This is a genomic window from Curtobacterium sp. MCPF17_002 (genome assembly GCF_003234115.2).
Taxonomy (GTDB): Bacteria; Actinomycetota; Actinomycetes; order Actinomycetales; family Microbacteriaceae; genus Curtobacterium.
Genome location: NZ_CP126251.1, coordinates 2,074,379 through 2,088,461 on the forward strand (window position 1 = coordinate 2,074,379; position 14,083 = coordinate 2,088,461).

The 14,083-nt window shown below is 70.9% G+C and carries 14 protein-coding genes; 8 read left to right on the top strand and 6 right to left on the bottom strand.

The genetic code is table 11. The features are described from left to right. Positions 1 to 2: 2 nt before the first annotated feature. Positions 3 to 977 carry an alpha/beta fold hydrolase gene (locus DEJ28_RS09750; RefSeq protein ID WP_111116426.1) on the bottom strand — a complete coding sequence of 325 codons (975 nt, stop codon included), beginning with the start codon at positions 975 to 977 and terminating at the stop codon, positions 3 to 5. 168 nt (positions 978 to 1,145) lie between these two features. On the opposite strand from DEJ28_RS09750, the gene treS reads away from it, so the two are divergent. Further along, positions 1,146 to 2,855, top strand: coding sequence for a maltose alpha-D-glucosyltransferase (gene treS, locus DEJ28_RS09755; protein WP_111116425.1), 1,710 nt, complete (start codon positions 1,146 to 1,148; stop codon positions 2,853 to 2,855). 171 nt (positions 2,856 to 3,026) lie between these two features. Further along, positions 3,027 to 3,770, top strand: a complete 744-nt coding sequence (locus DEJ28_RS09760) for a 3'-5' exonuclease (RefSeq protein WP_111116502.1) — start codon at positions 3,027 to 3,029, stop codon at positions 3,768 to 3,770. A 579-nt stretch (positions 3,771 to 4,349) separates the two neighbouring features. Here the strand turns inward: DEJ28_RS09760 and DEJ28_RS09765 are convergent. From DEJ28_RS09765 to glgA, 3 genes are all read right to left on the bottom strand, one after another. Further along, positions 4,350 to 4,598, bottom strand: coding sequence for a type B 50S ribosomal protein L31 (locus DEJ28_RS09765; RefSeq protein ID WP_111114615.1), 249 nt, complete (start codon positions 4,596 to 4,598; stop codon positions 4,350 to 4,352). A gap of 128 nt (positions 4,599 to 4,726) precedes the next feature. Then, positions 4,727 to 5,509, bottom strand: coding sequence for an ABC transporter ATP-binding protein (locus tag DEJ28_RS09770; protein WP_111114616.1), 783 nt, complete (start codon positions 5,507 to 5,509; stop codon positions 4,727 to 4,729). Positions 5,510 to 5,518: 9 nt separating this feature from the next. Next, entirely contained in the window at positions 5,519 to 6,718 is a 1,200-nt protein-coding gene (gene glgA / locus DEJ28_RS09775) for a glycogen synthase (protein WP_111114617.1), read from the bottom strand. 47 nt (positions 6,719 to 6,765) lie between these two features. On the opposite strand from glgA, the gene DEJ28_RS09780 reads away from it, so the two are divergent. Both DEJ28_RS09780 and serB read left to right on the top strand, forming a co-directional pair. Beyond that, positions 6,766 to 8,007: a glucose-1-phosphate adenylyltransferase gene (locus DEJ28_RS09780; protein WP_111114618.1), complete on the top strand. Its 1,242-nt coding sequence runs from the start codon at positions 6,766 to 6,768 to the stop codon at positions 8,005 to 8,007. A gap of 86 nt (positions 8,008 to 8,093) precedes the next feature. Continuing rightward, positions 8,094 to 8,732 carry a phosphoserine phosphatase SerB gene (serB, locus tag DEJ28_RS09785; RefSeq protein WP_111114619.1) on the top strand — a complete coding sequence of 213 codons (639 nt, stop codon included), beginning with the start codon at positions 8,094 to 8,096 and terminating at the stop codon, positions 8,730 to 8,732. Positions 8,733 to 8,811: 79 nt separating this feature from the next. Here the strand turns inward: serB and fabG are convergent, their stop codons facing one another. Further along, positions 8,812 to 9,525 carry a 3-oxoacyl-ACP reductase FabG gene (gene fabG / locus DEJ28_RS09790; protein ID WP_111114620.1) on the bottom strand — a complete coding sequence of 238 codons (714 nt, stop codon included), beginning with the start codon at positions 9,523 to 9,525 and terminating at the stop codon, positions 8,812 to 8,814. A 167-nt stretch (positions 9,526 to 9,692) separates the two neighbouring features. Here fabG and DEJ28_RS09795 point away from each other — a divergent pair, with 167 nt between their 5' ends. Genes DEJ28_RS09795 through DEJ28_RS09805 form a run of 3 tightly spaced genes read left to right on the top strand, consistent with a single transcriptional unit; the run spans position 9,693 to position 11,409 of the window. Next, a complete protein-coding gene (locus DEJ28_RS09795; protein ID WP_111114621.1) occupies positions 9,693 to 10,112 on the top strand; it encodes a DUF3099 domain-containing protein in 420 nt (139 codons plus the stop codon). Continuing rightward, the gene (locus DEJ28_RS09800) at positions 10,112 to 10,420 is read left to right on the top strand and encodes a hypothetical protein (RefSeq protein ID WP_502866923.1); all 309 of its coding nucleotides are present in this window, start codon (positions 10,112 to 10,114) and stop codon (positions 10,418 to 10,420) included. Before DEJ28_RS09795 ends, DEJ28_RS09800 begins: the two co-directional genes overlap by 1 nt. Beyond that, positions 10,417 to 11,409 (top strand): SURF1 family cytochrome oxidase biogenesis protein, encoded by a 993-nt coding sequence (locus DEJ28_RS09805; protein ID WP_111114622.1) that lies wholly within the window; start codon positions 10,417 to 10,419, stop codon positions 11,407 to 11,409. Before DEJ28_RS09800 ends, DEJ28_RS09805 begins: the two co-directional genes overlap by 4 nt. Positions 11,410 to 11,500: 91 nt before the next feature. Here DEJ28_RS09805 and DEJ28_RS09810 read toward each other — a convergent pair whose 3' ends face one another. Further along, positions 11,501 to 13,099: an ABC-F family ATP-binding cassette domain-containing protein gene (locus DEJ28_RS09810; protein WP_111114623.1), complete on the bottom strand. Its 1,599-nt coding sequence runs from the start codon at positions 13,097 to 13,099 to the stop codon at positions 11,501 to 11,503. A 116-nt stretch (positions 13,100 to 13,215) separates the two neighbouring features. On the opposite strand from DEJ28_RS09810, the gene DEJ28_RS09815 reads away from it, so the two are divergent. Continuing rightward, entirely contained in the window at positions 13,216 to 13,815 is a 600-nt protein-coding gene (locus tag DEJ28_RS09815) for a biotin transporter BioY (RefSeq protein ID WP_111114624.1), read from the top strand. Positions 13,816 to 14,083: the final 268 nt, after the last annotated feature.

Sequence of the window (14,083 nt, forward strand, 5' to 3'; positions counted from 1 at the left end):
CGTCACGACCCGGCTCCGTCGGTGGTCGCCGTCGACTGCCTGGAGGCGCGGCTCGCCTTGGCCCGCTTGTCCTGCTTCGGGCGCCCGGTCGCGTCCGACATCCGGCGCAGCACCGCCTCGGCCGCCACGTCCGGTGTCTCGTAGTGCACGAGGTGCCCCACCCGCGGGATCACGACGAGTTCGGCGTCGCGCAGCCGCGCGGCCAGCGCCTGCTGCTCGGGGACCGCGGTGATGTCGTCGTGTTCGGCGGCGATCATGAGCACCGGCACCGTGATCCGGTCGGCGTACTCGGACACGTCGTGCGAGACCGAGGTGCGGAACGCCTCGAGCACGCTGTTCCGGTTCGCGAACGCCGAGAAGTACCGGTCGTGCTGGTCGTGCACCCAGCGCCGGAGGTCACGGTCGTGCGACTTGAGCATCGCGATGCTCATCACCCGGACGATCGCGGGGTTCCGGAGCAGCCCGAGCCCGACCGGCTTCGGCAGCACGGCCCCGGCGCGGTAGTAGCCGATCGCGATGCCGGTCCCGACGGCACGGGGGCCCTGCAGCGCGGGGGCGGCGATCGGGTTCACCAGGACGAGCAGCCGCGTGTCGAGGCCTGCTGCGACGGTGGCGGCGACGACGATCGAGCCGAACGAGTGGCCGAGGACGACGGTGTCGCGCCCGAGTCCGAGCGCCGCGTGGAAACCGGTCAGCCACCCGACGTACGGGTCGATGTCGGACACCGGAAGCGGATCCGACACGCCGAAGCCGGGCAGGTCGGGCACGATCACCCGGACGCCCTGCAGGTGCGCGGCGATCGTCTCGAGGCCGTGGTGGTCACCGCGGAACCCGTGCACGGCGAGCACGGTGCGGTCGGCGTCTTCCGGGCCGTAGACCCAGTAGTGGGTCGTGCGGCCGTCGACCTGCACGGAGCGGTGCACGACCGGGGTGGCGGCCATCAGCGACTGGTACGGGGAGAGCACGGGCGGTTGCATCCCGGTCAGTCTACGAACGCAGGCGGACGTGTCCGCGTCGCCCCACGGCGAATCGTGGATGACTCCCAGCGGTGACCCGCCTGTGGAGGGCGAGCCGCGCCTCCAGTCCGTCGTCCTGTCCGGTCTTTCTGCGGACAACCGGACCCGCGGCGGCCTAGCGTGTCCAGGGTGACGTTCACCGCCCCGATCCAGCTCCCAGGCCTGACACTGGACCCGCAGTGGTACAAGCGCTCGGTCTTCTACGAGTGCATGATCCGCTCGTTCGTGGACTCCAACGGCGACGGGATCGGTGACCTGCAGGGCGTCATCGGGAAGCTCGACTACCTGCAGTGGCTCGGCGTCGACGCACTCTGGCTGCCGCCGTTCTTCAAGTCGCCGATGCGCGACGGCGGGTACGACATCGCCGACTACCGCGCGATCCTGCCGGAGTTCGGCACGCTCGACGACTTCCGCGAACTCGTGACGAAGTCGCACGAGCGCAACATGCGCATCGTGATCGACATGGTGATCAACCACACGAGCGACCAGCACGAGTGGTTCCAGCAGTCCCGCGAGGACCCGGACGGCCCGTACGGCGACTTCTACGTGTGGCGGGACACCGACGAGGACTACCCGAACATCCGCATCATCTTCGTCGACACCGAGGAGTCGAACTGGACCTTCGACCCGGTCCGTCGGCAGTTCTTCTTCCACCGCTTCTTCTCGCACCAGCCCGACCTCAACTTCGAGAACCCGGCCGTGGTCGAGGCCGTGTACGACGTCGTCCGGCACTGGCTCGACCTCGGCGTGGACGGCCTCCGGCTCGACGCGATCCCGTACCTGTTCGAGTCCGAGGACGGCAACGGTGAGGGCGAGCCGGAGACGCATGAGTTCATCAAGAAGATGCGCGCGATGGTCGACGACGAGTACCCCGGGCGCGTCCTCCTCGCCGAGGCGAACCAGTGGCCGCGCGAGACCGCCGCGTTCTTCGGCACCGACGAGGAGCCCGAGTGCCACATGGCGTTCGACTTCCCGGTGATGCCCCGCATCTTCTACTCGCTCCGGGCCCAGCACGCCGCCGAGCTGAAGGCGATCCTCTCCGAGACCCTCGACGTGCCCGCCAGCGCGGCGTGGGGCGTCTTCCTCCGGAATCACGACGAGCTCACGCTCGAGATGGTCAGCGAGGAGTACCGGCAGGCCATGTACGGCTGGTACGGGTACGACCCGCGGATGCGCTCGAACATCGGTATCCGCCGTCGCCTCGCACCCCTGCTCGACAACTCGCGCGCCGAGCTCGAGCTCATCCACGCGCTGCTGTTCTCGCTGCCCGGTTCGCCGTTCCTCTACTACGGGGACGAGATCGGGATGGGCGACAACATCTGGCTCCCGGACCGCGACTCCTCCCGCACGCCGATGCAGTGGACGCCGGACCGGAACGCCGGCTTCTCCACCGCCGACCCGGGGAAGCTGTACCTGCCCGTCGTGCAGTCCCTCGTGTACAACTACGCGCAGGTCAACGTCGAGGCGCAGCTCGCCCAGTCGCGGTCCCTGCTGCACTGGGTCCGGAACGTCATCCACGTGCGGAAGGCCCACCCGGTGTTCGGCCTCGGGACGCTGCAGGTGCAGGAGACCACGAACGACTCGGTCCTGGCGTTCGTCCGCTCGTGGGAGGGTTCCGGGCAGCAGTTCGGCCCCTCCGCCGAGGACGTCCTCTGCGTCTTCTCGTTCGCCACGAACCCGACGTCGGTCACCGTCTCGGCGCCGGAGTTCGCCGGGCGGCCGCTGTACGACCTGTTCGGCGGCGGGTCCTTCCCGTCGTTCGACGACGAGGGCAACGTGACGCTCACCATGGGCACGCAGTCGTTCTACTGGCTGCACGTGGGCGCTCCGGTCGGCTGACGACTGGGCGGCGCGGCCTGGAGGCGCGGCCCGACCCCGCAGGTCGGGTCACGTCGGTGGTGTCGGTGCGTCTGACGGCCTGGAGGCGCGGCTCGACCCCGGCAGGCGGGTCGCGCCGGTCATGTCGGTGCGTCCCGTTAGCCTGACCGCGTGACGTTCTCCACAGCGCAGCTGGACCCGACAGCACAGCTCGACACGCCCACGCCGGCGCAGGACCTCGCCGGACGCCCCTGGTGGCACGCGCTCGGCGTGTTCGACCTCGAGACCACCGGTGTCGACGTCGAGACCGCACGGATCGTCACGGCGCACGTCGGCCTCATCGACATGACAGGGCGTTCCATCGTCGAGGGGGCCTGGCTGGCCGACCCCGGCGTGGAGATCCCCGAGGGCGCCGCCGCCGTCCACGGCATCACCACCGAGCGTGCCCGCGCCGACGGTCGTCCCGCGGGCGAGGTCGTCGCCGAGATCATCGCCGCGGTCGAAGCGGTGTTCGCCCGGGGCATCCCGCTCGTGATCTACAACGCCCCGTACGACCTGACGGTCCTCGACCGCGAGGCGAAGCGACACGGCATCGCCTCCCCGGTCATCGGCAACGTCGTCGACCCGCTCGTGATCGACAAGGCGCTCGACACCTACCGCAAAGGCAAGCGCACGCTCGAGGCAGCGTCGGAGACCTACGGCGTGACCCTGTCGGACGCGCACGACGCTGCGGCCGACGCCATCGCTGCCGGGCGTGTCGCGCAGGCCATCGCGGTGAAGTACCCCGAAGAACTCGGTGTCTCCGCCGAGGAGCTCCACCGCAAGCAGGTCGGCTGGTGCGCCGACCAGGCCGTCTCGTTCCAGGACTACATGCGGAAGCAGCGCGACCCGTCCTTCACCGCCGACGGTCGCTGGCCCCACCGCAACGACGGCTGACGCGCCGCGCGCCCGCACCCGCGCCCGCCCGCGCCAGGTCGCACCCACGCCCACGCCTGCCTGCCCGCGCCCACGCCTACCCGAGCCCGCGCCCGCGCCGCCCGCGCCCCCGCCGTGTGCCGGTCGTGCGCGCCCGCCCGCGCCCGCGCCGCCCGCGCCCGGACGGGTGCCCGCGCCCGCGCCCGCGCCTGCCCGCGCCCCGCGCCGGCGTGTCGACGCCAGGTCGCACCCCCGCACGAACATCGCGCCCCGTCACACCGGGGTGCAACGTCCGCACGAGGGTGCCATCGCTGACGCGCCCCCAGCGCGCCCTCGCCCCGCCGGCCGCTGCCCGCAGCCGCCCCGCAGCCGCCCCGCCGCCGCGCACCGCGCCCGCCACCGCGCACCGCGCACCGCGCACCGCGCACCGCGCACCGCGCACAACCGAAGTCCTCCCGAACCGTGCGTCGCCGTGGTTCGGACGCACTTCGGTTGCGCGAAGCGCCTCGCCGACGCCCTGACGGGACCGCGGCACGACGAAACGGGCGGCCCTCCCGGAGGAGGACCGCCCGTCTCGGCGGAACGCGGAGTGTCGGCTGCTTACTTGCCGAAGCTCTTGAAGCGCTGGTTGAACTTCTCGACGCGACCGGCCGAGTCGAGGATGCGCTGCTTGCCCGTGTAGAACGGGTGCGACGCGGAGGAGATCTCGACGTCGATGACCGGGTAGGTCGCACCGTCGAGCTCGATGGTCTTGTCGCTGTTCGCGGTCGAACGCGTCAGGAACGTCTCACCGGAAGCCAGGTCGCGGAAGACGATGGCGCGGTACTCGGGGTGGGTGTCGGTCTTCATGGAGATTCCTCGGATAGCGGTGATGGAAGGCGCGATTGCGCCGGAAGTCGTCGGCTTGCGCCAGCCGTCTACGTTACCAGACGGCAGGCCCCCGCGGGAGCCGACACGGGAAGGGGAGCGCGTGCGGGTCAGGCCGCGCGCGCGGTGTACCGGCCGGCGTCCTTCGTCACGGTCAGTTCGACGCCGAACGCGGTGGTGAGCGTCTCGGCGGTGAGGACCTCGTCGATCGGGCCGGCGGCCTGCACGTGCCCCTCGGCGAGCACCAGCGCGTGGGTGAACCCCGCGGGGATCTCCTCGACGTGGTGGGTGACGATGACGATCGCCGGCGAGTCCTCGCTCTGCGCGTAGCCGCTGAGGGTCCGGACGAGGCTCTCGCGTGCGCCGAGGTCGAGCGACGCGGCCGGTTCGTCGAGGAACAGGATCTCCGGGTCGGTCATCACGGCGCGGGCGATCTGGACGCGCTTCTGCTCGCCGTCGCTCAGCTCGCCGAAGGTGCGGTCCGTGAAGGCGCCGAGGCCCCACTCGTCGAGCACACGCTGGGCACGACGGACGTCGAGCTCCTCGTACTCCTCGTTCCAGCGGCCGGTCACCGAGTACGCCGCGGTGAGCACGACGTCGATGACCTTCTCGGTCACCGGGATCCGGCGGGCGAGCGCGGTCGACGCGAAGCCGATCCGGGGCCGGAGCTCGAACAGGTCGGCGCCGCCGAGCTCGGTGCCGAGGACCTCGACCTCACCCGAGGTGGGGAAGGTCTGCGCACCGGCGACCTGCAGCAGCGTGGTCTTGCCGGCACCGTTGGCCCCGAGCACGACCCAGCGTTCGTCGTCCTGCACCTCCCACGAGATCTCGTCGAGGATGGTGGCCCCGTTGCGGACCACGGAGACGTCTGACAAGCGCACGACCGAGGGCATGCGTCAAGCCTACGGGTTCCGGCCGAGCACCTCGTCGTAGACCTGCCGTGTCCGCTGGGCGATCGCGTCCCAGGTGAACTCGGTCTCGACGCGGAGGCGCCCGGCGCGGCCCATGAGCTTCGCGAGCCCCTCGTCGGCGAGGACCTCCTCGAGGGTCGCGGCGAGGTCGGCCACGTAGCGGTCGGGGTCGGTCGGCGTGCCGGTGCCGTCCTGCGCCTGGTCGATCGGGACGATGCGGCCGGTGAGCCCGTCGGCGACGACCTCGGGGATGCCGCCGGTGCCGGTGCCGACCACGGGGATGCCACATGCCATGGCCTCGAGGTTGACGATGCCGAGCGGCTCGTAGATCGAGGGGCACACGAACACGGTGCCCGACGACAGCACGTTCACGATCTCCTGGTGGGAGAGCATCCGGTCGATCCAGACGACGCCCTCGCGCTGTTCGCGGAGCGACTCGACGAGGCCGGTGACCTCGGCCATGATCTCCGGTGTGTCCGGGGCACCGGCGCAGAGCACGATCTGGACGTCCTCGGGGAGCGACGCCACGGCACGGAGCAGGTAGGGCAGGCCCTTCTGCCGGGTGATGCGGCCGACGAACACGACGGAGCGCTTCGACGGGTCGATCCCGAGCGCGCGCACGGCGTCCTCGTCGACGGTCGGCTTCCACTCCTCGATGTCGATGCCGTTGTAGACGACGTGGACCTTCGCGGGGTCGATCGACGGGTACGAGCGGAGGATGTCGGCACGCATGGCCTTCGACACCGCGATGACGCCGTCGGCCTGCTCGAACGCCTCGCGCTCCATCCAGCTCGACAGGCGGTACCCGCCGCCGAGCTGCTCGGCCTTCCACGGGCGGAGCGGCTCGAGGCTGTGGGCGGTGACGACGTGCGGGATGCCGTAGGTCAGCTGCGCGATCCGGCCCGCGGAGTTCGCGTACCAGGTGTGCGAGTGCACGACGTCGGCGCCCTCGACGTCCGCGGCGATCGCGACGTCGGTGCCGAGCGCCTGCAGTGCGCCGTTCGCCTGCTCGAGGCCGTCGGGCGTGCGGTAGGCCCACACGTCGGCCTCGTCGCGGAACGCCCCGAAGGCGCGGACACGTACTTCGGTGTCCGTTCCGGACCGCAGCGCCGCGGTCAGTTCGGCCACGTGGACACCCGCACCGCCGTAGACCTCCGGCGGATACTCCCTGGTCAGCAGATCGACTCGCACGCGTTCAACGTAACCGGTTCCCAGTGCTGACGCCTACTGTGAGCGGCATGGCACCAAAGAAGGTATTCGGCATCGTGCTCGCCGGAGGCGAGGGAAAACGGCTCATGCCGCTCACGGCCGACCGCGCGAAGCCCGCAGTCCCGTTCGGCGGGAACTTCCGACTCATCGACTTCGCGCTCTCGAACCTGGTGAACTCCGGGCTGCAGAAGATCGTCGTCCTGACGCAGTACAAGTCGCACAGCCTGGACCGCCACGTCGCGGAGACCTGGCGCATGGAGGGCCTCCTCGGCTCGTACGTCGCATCGGTGCCGGCGCAGCAGCGACTCGGCAAGCGCTGGTTCGCCGGCTCGGCCGACGCGATCCTGCAGTCGCTCAACCTGCTCCGTGACGAACGACCCGACATCGTCGTCGTGGTCGGCGCGGACCACGTGTACCGGATGGACTTCCACCAGATGGTCGAGGCGCACATCGCGTCCGGTCGCAGTGCCACGGTCGCAGCGATCCGTCAGCCGATCGGACTCGCCGACCAGTTCGGCGTCATCCAGGTGGCCGCCGACGACCCGACGAAGATCGAGGCCTTCCTCGAGAAGCCGAAGGACGCCGTCGGGCTGGCCGACTCCCCCGGCGAGATCCTCGCCTCGATGGGCAACTACGTCTTCAACGCCGACGCCCTCGTCGACGCGGTGCTCCGCGACGGTCAGATCGAGACGTCGGACCACGACATGGGCGGCGACATCGTCCCGGACTTCGTGAACCGCGGCGACGCCGGCGTGTACGACCTCAAGCGCAACGACGTGCCCGGCTCGAACGAGCGCGACCGGTACTACTGGCGCGACGTGGGGACGATCGACTCGTTCTACGACGCCCACATGGACCTCATCGCCCCCGTGCCGGTCTTCAACCTGTACAACCGGGACTGGCCGATCTTCAACCAGCAGACGAACCTGCCCCCGGCGAAGTTCGTGCGGGACGCCAACGGCAACACCGGGTCGACCGTCGACTCCCTCGTGTCGCTCGGCTGCCTCGTCTCCGGTGCGCAGGTCGAGCGCAGCATGATCGGGCCGTGGTGCGGCATCGACTCGGGCGCGAAGGTGCTCGACTCGATCGTGTTCGAACGGGCGTCGATCGGCGCCGGTGCGATCGTGAACCGCGCGATCCTCGACAAGGACGTCGTCATCGCCCCCGGCGCGCAGGTGGGCGTCGACCGCGAGGCGGACGAGGCACGCGGTTTCACCGTCACCGAGTCCGGCATCACCGTGGTCGGCAAGGGCGTCCGCGTCGACGCGTAGACGAGACGCGGACCACCAGGTCTGCCTGGAGGCGCGGCGCACGTCACACGACGCGCCGCGCCTCCGTCAGTCGGTACCGTTGGTCCGTGCCCCGCTTCCTCGTCGTCCTCGATGCCGATTCCACGCTCCTCGAGGACGAGGTCATCGAACTGCTGGCGGACACCGCCGGGACCCGGCCACAGGTCGCCGCGATCACGGAGCGCGCAATGCGCGGGGAGATCGACTTCGCGGCGAGCCTCCGGGAGCGTGTCGGAACCCTGGCGGGCCTCCAGGCCGACGTCTTCCGTCGTGCACAGGACGCGGTCCGTGTGACGCGCGGCGCTGACGAACTCGTCCGCGGCGTGCACGCCGCCGGCGGCACCGTGGGTGTGGTCTCGGGGGGCTTCCACGAGGTCCTCGACCCGTTCGCCGCGCGCCTCGGCCTCGACCACTGCCGGGCGAACCGGCTCGAGGTGACCGACGGCGTGCTCACCGGACGCGTCCTCGGGGACGTGGTGGACGCGCACGCGAAGGCGGTCGCCCTGCGGGAGTGGGCCGCCGAGGACGGCGTGGACACCACCAGGACCGTCGCGATCGGCGACGGGGCGAACGACCTCGAGATGATGCGCGTCGCGGCGCTGTCGGTGGCGTTCGACGCAAAGCCGCGGGTGCGCGAGCAGGCCGACGTGGCGGTCGTGGACCGCGACCTGTCGAGCGTGCTCGCGACGCTCGGCCTCCGCGGCTAGCGATCCAGCCGCGCCGGCCGCCGGCGCGGCGAGCGATCCAGCCGCGCCGGCCGCCCGCGCGGCGAGCGATCCAGCAGGGTCAGTGACCCATGCCGAGGCCGCCGTCGACCGGGATGACCGCACCCGAGATGTACCCGGCGCCGTCCCCGGCGAGGAACAGCGTGGCGTCGGCGACGTCGTCGACCGAGCCGTAGCGCGCCGCGGGGATCTGCTTCTTGAACTCCGCCTGGAGCTCCTCGGGCAGGGCCGCCGTCATGTCGGTCTGGATGAACCCGGGCGCGACGACGTTGGCGGTGATGCCGCGCGACCCGAGCTCGCGGGTGATCGAGCGGGCCATGCCGACGAGGGCGGCCTTCGACGAAGCGTAGTTCACCTGGCCGACCTGGCCGTAGGCGCCGACGACGCTCGACATGAGCACGATGCGTCCGAACTTCGCCTTCATCATGCCCTTCGTGACGCGCTTGACGACGCGGAAGGTGCCGGTGAGGTTCGTGTCGATGACGCTCGTGAAGTCGTCCTCGGACATCCGGAGCAGGAGCTGGTCGTTCGTGATCCCGGCGTTGGCGACGAGGACCTCGATCGGGCCGAGCGCCGCCTCGACCTGCGTGAACGCGGCGTCGACCGAGGCGGTGTCGGTGATGTCGGCCTGCACCGTGAGCGCACCCTCGGGGCCGCCCTGGCCGCTCCGGGACGTCACGGCGACGCGGTGTCCGGCGGCGACGAACCGCGCGGCGAGGGCGTGGCCGATGCCGCGGTTGCCGCCGGTGACGAGGACGGTACGGGGGGTGCTCATGGTCGCTCCGTTCGGGGGTGGGGGTGCTCGGCGCGCCGGACCGGGAGCCGGTCGGACACGCCCGGACGAGCGTACCCGAGCCGATACCCGCACCTGTCCCCCGCGTGCTGCCCACAACTGTCAGTGGTCGGGCTTAGGCTGGAGCAGGGCAGAGGAAAGAACATCGGATGAAGACGACGAACAGCATCACGTCCCTCCCGGACTCACCGGAGCAGGATCGGGCGCACCGCCTGTCCCGCTACGTCTGGCAGATGGCATTCCGTGTGATCTGTTTCGTCGGTGCCGTGTTGGTGTGGTCCGTGTGGCACACCTGGCTCGCCGTGATCCCGATCGTCCTGGCCGGTGTGATCCCCTGGGTCGCCGTGGTCATCGCGAACGCCGGCAACCACACCGAGAGCGACATCGTCTCCCCCGCCGGTGCCATCGAGCTCTACGACGCCGTCGACCCGCGCCTCCGCGAACAGCAGGAGGACGCCCGCGCCGAGGCCTACCGCGCCGAGCAGGACCGCCTCCGCGAAGCCGCGCAGCACGCGCAGGAAGAGTGGCAGCGGAACGGCGACCGGTCCCGGGTGTGGGGTCGTCGCTGATGGGCGCCACCTTCGACCTCTTCACCGAGCCGGGCACCGCTCCCGTGTGCTCGCGCGCCGGCTGCGTCGAGGCGGCGGCCTGGCGCGTGAACTGGCGCAACCCGCGGATCCACGCCATCGACCGCGTGAAGATCTGGGCCGCGTGCGAAGAGCACCGCGACTTCCTCGCCGACTACCTGCGCTCCCGCTCCTTCCCCGTCCGGGTGACCGGCATGCACGAGGACGTGGACCGTCTCGACGACGAGCGCGACCCGGCCGACGCCCCGAAGAACGACGTCGGTGCGCGTGCGGCCGGTGAGCGTCGGTGACGGACCCGTTCGACCCCGGCTCCCGGTACGGCCGGCGGCACGCGCAGAAGCTCGAGCGGGCAGCCTCGGCCGACCGCGCGCGGACCCGCGGCACCGCCGACGACCCCGGTGTACCCGAGCGTGACCCGGACGAACCGTTCGTCGGCTGGCGGTTCGTGCAGAGCCGGCGCTGGCTCGGCTACTTCGCCATCGCGGTCGCCTTCGCCATCGTGTGCACCCTGTTCGGCATGTGGCAGTGGGACCGCCGGAACGAGGCCGTCCGGCAGAACGACCAGGTCGCGCTGAACTACGAACACACCCCGGTCCCGCTCGACCGGGCGCTCCCCCGGGCCGCGAGCTGGGACGAGTCGCTCACGTGGCTCCGCGTCGAGGTCACCGGCCGCTACGACGTCGACGACCAGCTGCTCGTCCGCAACCGCGTGCACAACGGCCAGCCCGGGTTCGAGGTCCTCACGCCGCTCGTCACCGCCGACGGCCGGGCGTTCGTCGTCGACCGCGGCTGGGTGCCCACCGGCAACGCGCAGGACGCCCCTGACCACGTGCCCGCGCCGCCGTCCGGCGAGGTCACCGCGATCGTCCGCCTGCAGCAGAGCGAGCCGCGCATCCCGGGCCGTACCGACCCCGCCCACACCGACCAGGTGCAGTCGGTCACGCTGTCCGACGTCGCGAAGAAGGTCGACACGCCGATCTGGACCGGCGGCTACGGCCAGCTCGCGTCCGAGTCGCCGGCGCCGGCCGAGGCGCGTCCGCTCGGCTGGGACCGTCCGACCGCGGACACCGGCCTGCACCTCAGCTACTTCATCCAGTGGTTCATGTTCGCCGCCGGCGGGTTCGGGTTCCTCGCGTACCTGATGGTGCAGGAGTACCGGAACCTCAACCAGGACGACCCGGAGGAACGCGAACGCGCCCTCGAGCGGCAGCGCCGCAAGGACGCCAAGCCGAAGACGGACGCCGAGATCGAGGACGAGCTCATCCAGGCGCGCCGCTGACGCTGGACCCATGACGCTGCGCCCTTGACCGACTAGAGGCACGTGGCGGACCCGCCACGTGCCTCCAGTCCGTCTCACCGCACCATCTGCGTCACGCGAGCTCGATGAGCTCCGCGTAGTCCTTGTTCCAGTGGTCCTCGGTGCCGTCCGGCAGCAGCAGCACCCGCTCGGGGTTGAGCGCCTCGACCGCACCGGCGTCGTGGGACACCAGGACGACCGCGCCCTCGAAGCCGGCGAGGGCACCCAGGATCTCCTCGCGCGACGCCGGGTCCAGGTTGTTCGTCGGCTCGTCGAGCAGCAGGACGTTGGCGCCCGAGACGACGATCATCGCGAGTGACAGCCGGGTCTTCTCACCGCCGGAGAGCACGCCGGCCTTCTTGTAGCCGTCGTCGCCGGTGAACAGGAACGACCCGAGGACACGGCGGGCCTCGGTCTCGTTGAGGTCGGTCGACGCCGACACCATGTTCTCGATCACCGTGCGGTTGATGTCGATGTTCTCGTGCTCCTGCGCGTAGTACCCGATGCGCAGTCCGTGCCCGGGCTGGATCTCGCCGGTGTCGGGCTGGTCGGCTCCCGCCAGGATGCGGAGCAGCGTCGTCTTGCCGGCACCGTTGAAGCCGAGGATGACCACGCGCGAGCCGCGGTCGATCGCCAGGTCGACGCCGGCGAAGATCTCGAGCGACCCGTAGGACTTCGACAGCCCCTCGGCCATCAGCGGCGTGCGGCCGCACGGGGCCGGGGTGGGGAAGCGGATCTTCGCGACCCGGTCGGCGACGCGTTCGTCCTCGAGACCCGCGAGCAGCTTGTCGGCGCGCGCGACCATCTGGTGGGCCGCAGCCGCCTTCGACGCCTTCGCACCGAACCGAGCGGCCTGGTCCTTGAGCGTGGCGGCCTTCTTCTCGGCGCCGGCCCGCTCCTTGCGGCGGCGCTCCTCGTCGGCGACGCGCTGCCGCTGGTACAGCTTCCAGCCCATGTTGTAGATGTCGATGGTCTGACGGTTCGCGTCGAGGTAGAACACGCGGTTGACGACCTCGTCGACGAGCTCCACGTCGTGGGAGATGATGATGACGCCGCCCGGGTAGGTCTTCAGGTGCTCGCGGAGCCAGACGACCGAGTCGGCGTCGAGGTGGTTCGTCGGCTCGTCGAGGATCATCGTCTCGGCGTCCGAGAACAGGATGCGCGCGAGCTCGATGCGTCGACGCTGCCCACCGGAGAGCGTCTTGAGCTGCTGGTCGAGGATGCGGTCCGGCAGCTTGAGGTTCGACGCGATGGACGCCGCCTCGGCCTCGGCCGCGTAGCCGCCGAGCGCGTTGAACTGGTCGTCGAGCCGGCTGTAGCGACGCATCGCCTTCTCGGCGACGGCCGGGTCCTCGTGGGCCATGTCGAGCGTCGCGAGGCGGATGCCCTCCACGAGTTCGCCCAGCCCGCGGGCGTCGAGGATGCGCTTCCGCGCGGTCTCCTCCGGGTCGCCGGAGCGCGGGTCCTGCGGCAGGTAGCCGATCTCGCCACCGCGGTCGATCGTCCCGCCGTTCGGCTGGGTCTCACCCGCGAGGGCCTTCGTCATCGTCGTCTTCCCCGCGCCGTTGCGGCCGACGAGTCCGATCTTGTCGCCCTTCTCGACACGGAAGGACACGTCCTCCATGAGGAGGCGAGCTCCGACGCGGATCTCGAGTTCGTGCACGGCAAGCACAGAGGACGTCCAATCAGTTGGTGGATGTGCACAACGGTGTGTGCGGGAGGTGCACCGCTACGCTGACGGGACCGATGGTCTCGAAACGGGACCAGCAGTCCATTCTAGGAGAATCCATGACGAACGCCACCGGGTTCGCTCCCCGCGCAGTCCTCGCCGACCGTCTGCGCACCCACGGCCTGGCCACCGATGCCGCCCTGATCGCCGGCGGAGCACTGTTCACCGCCGTCATGGCGCAGGTCCAGGTCCCGATGTGGCCGGTGCCGATCACGGGGCAGACCCTGGCCGTCGTGCTCGTCGGCGCGACCCTGGGTGCCCGCCGCGGCATGCTCTCGCTGCTCGTCTACGCCGTCGCCGGACTCGCGGGTGCGCCGTTCTTCGCCGAGATGACCGGCGGCCTGCAGGCCCTCGCCGTGCCGAGCTTCGGCTACGTCATCGGCTTCATCCCGGCCGCGGGCGTCGTCGGCTGGCTCGCCCGTCGCAACTGGGACCGCCATGTCGGGCGCGCCGCCGTGGCGTTCACGCTCGCGAGTGCGATCCCGTTCGTGACCGGCCTGCCGTACCTGGCCGTCGTGCTCGGGCAGCTCGGCGCGCCGAACGACCTGCAGTCGGTCCTCGCGGCGGGCCTGTACCCGTTCATCGTGGGCGGCGTCGCGAAGGCGCTCATCGCCGCGGGCATCGTCCCGCTGGCGTGGAAGGCCGTCGGCCGCCGCTGACACGCACGGCACACGCAGCAGGGCCCCGCACCGTCCGGTGCGGGGCCCTGCTGCGTGTCGGCGTGTCCGGGTGTCTGGCCGTCCGCCGCCCGTTGTCCGCCGAGATCGCACTTCGGCGCCCGCGGACCGTGTGCAACACCGCCGGAATGCGATCTCAGCGAGTCCCCACGCGCACGCTCGGAGGCGAGACGCGCACCGACGTCCCCGCGCGTCGCCACCGGCGCGGCGTCCGCACAGACGGACGGGAGGCGCGGTGCCAGCTGGCACC

Bases quoted from the DNA above. Each gene is read 5' to 3' on its own strand.
- DEJ28_RS09750 (WP_111116426.1), bottom strand. From the start codon at position 977: ATGCAACCGCCCGTGCTCTCCCCGTACCAGTCGCTGATGGCCGCCACC.
- DEJ28_RS09765 (WP_111114615.1), bottom strand. From the start codon at position 4,598: ATGAAGACCGACACCCACCCCGAGTACCGCGCCATCGTCTTCCGCGAC.
- DEJ28_RS09770 (WP_111114616.1), bottom strand. From the start codon at position 5,509: ATGCCCTCGGTCGTGCGCTTGTCAGACGTCTCCGTGGTCCGCAACGGG.
- DEJ28_RS09780 (WP_111114618.1), top strand. From the start codon at position 6,766: ATGGCACCAAAGAAGGTATTCGGCATCGTGCTCGCCGGAGGCGAGGGA.
- fabG (WP_111114620.1), bottom strand. From the start codon at position 9,525: ATGAGCACCCCCCGTACCGTCCTCGTCACCGGCGGCAACCGCGGCATC.
- DEJ28_RS09795 (WP_111114621.1), top strand. From the start codon at position 9,693: ATGAAGACGACGAACAGCATCACGTCCCTCCCGGACTCACCGGAGCAG.
- DEJ28_RS09800 (WP_502866923.1), top strand. From the start codon at position 10,112: ATGGGCGCCACCTTCGACCTCTTCACCGAGCCGGGCACCGCTCCCGTG.
- DEJ28_RS09815 (WP_111114624.1), top strand. From the start codon at position 13,216: ATGACGAACGCCACCGGGTTCGCTCCCCGCGCAGTCCTCGCCGACCGT.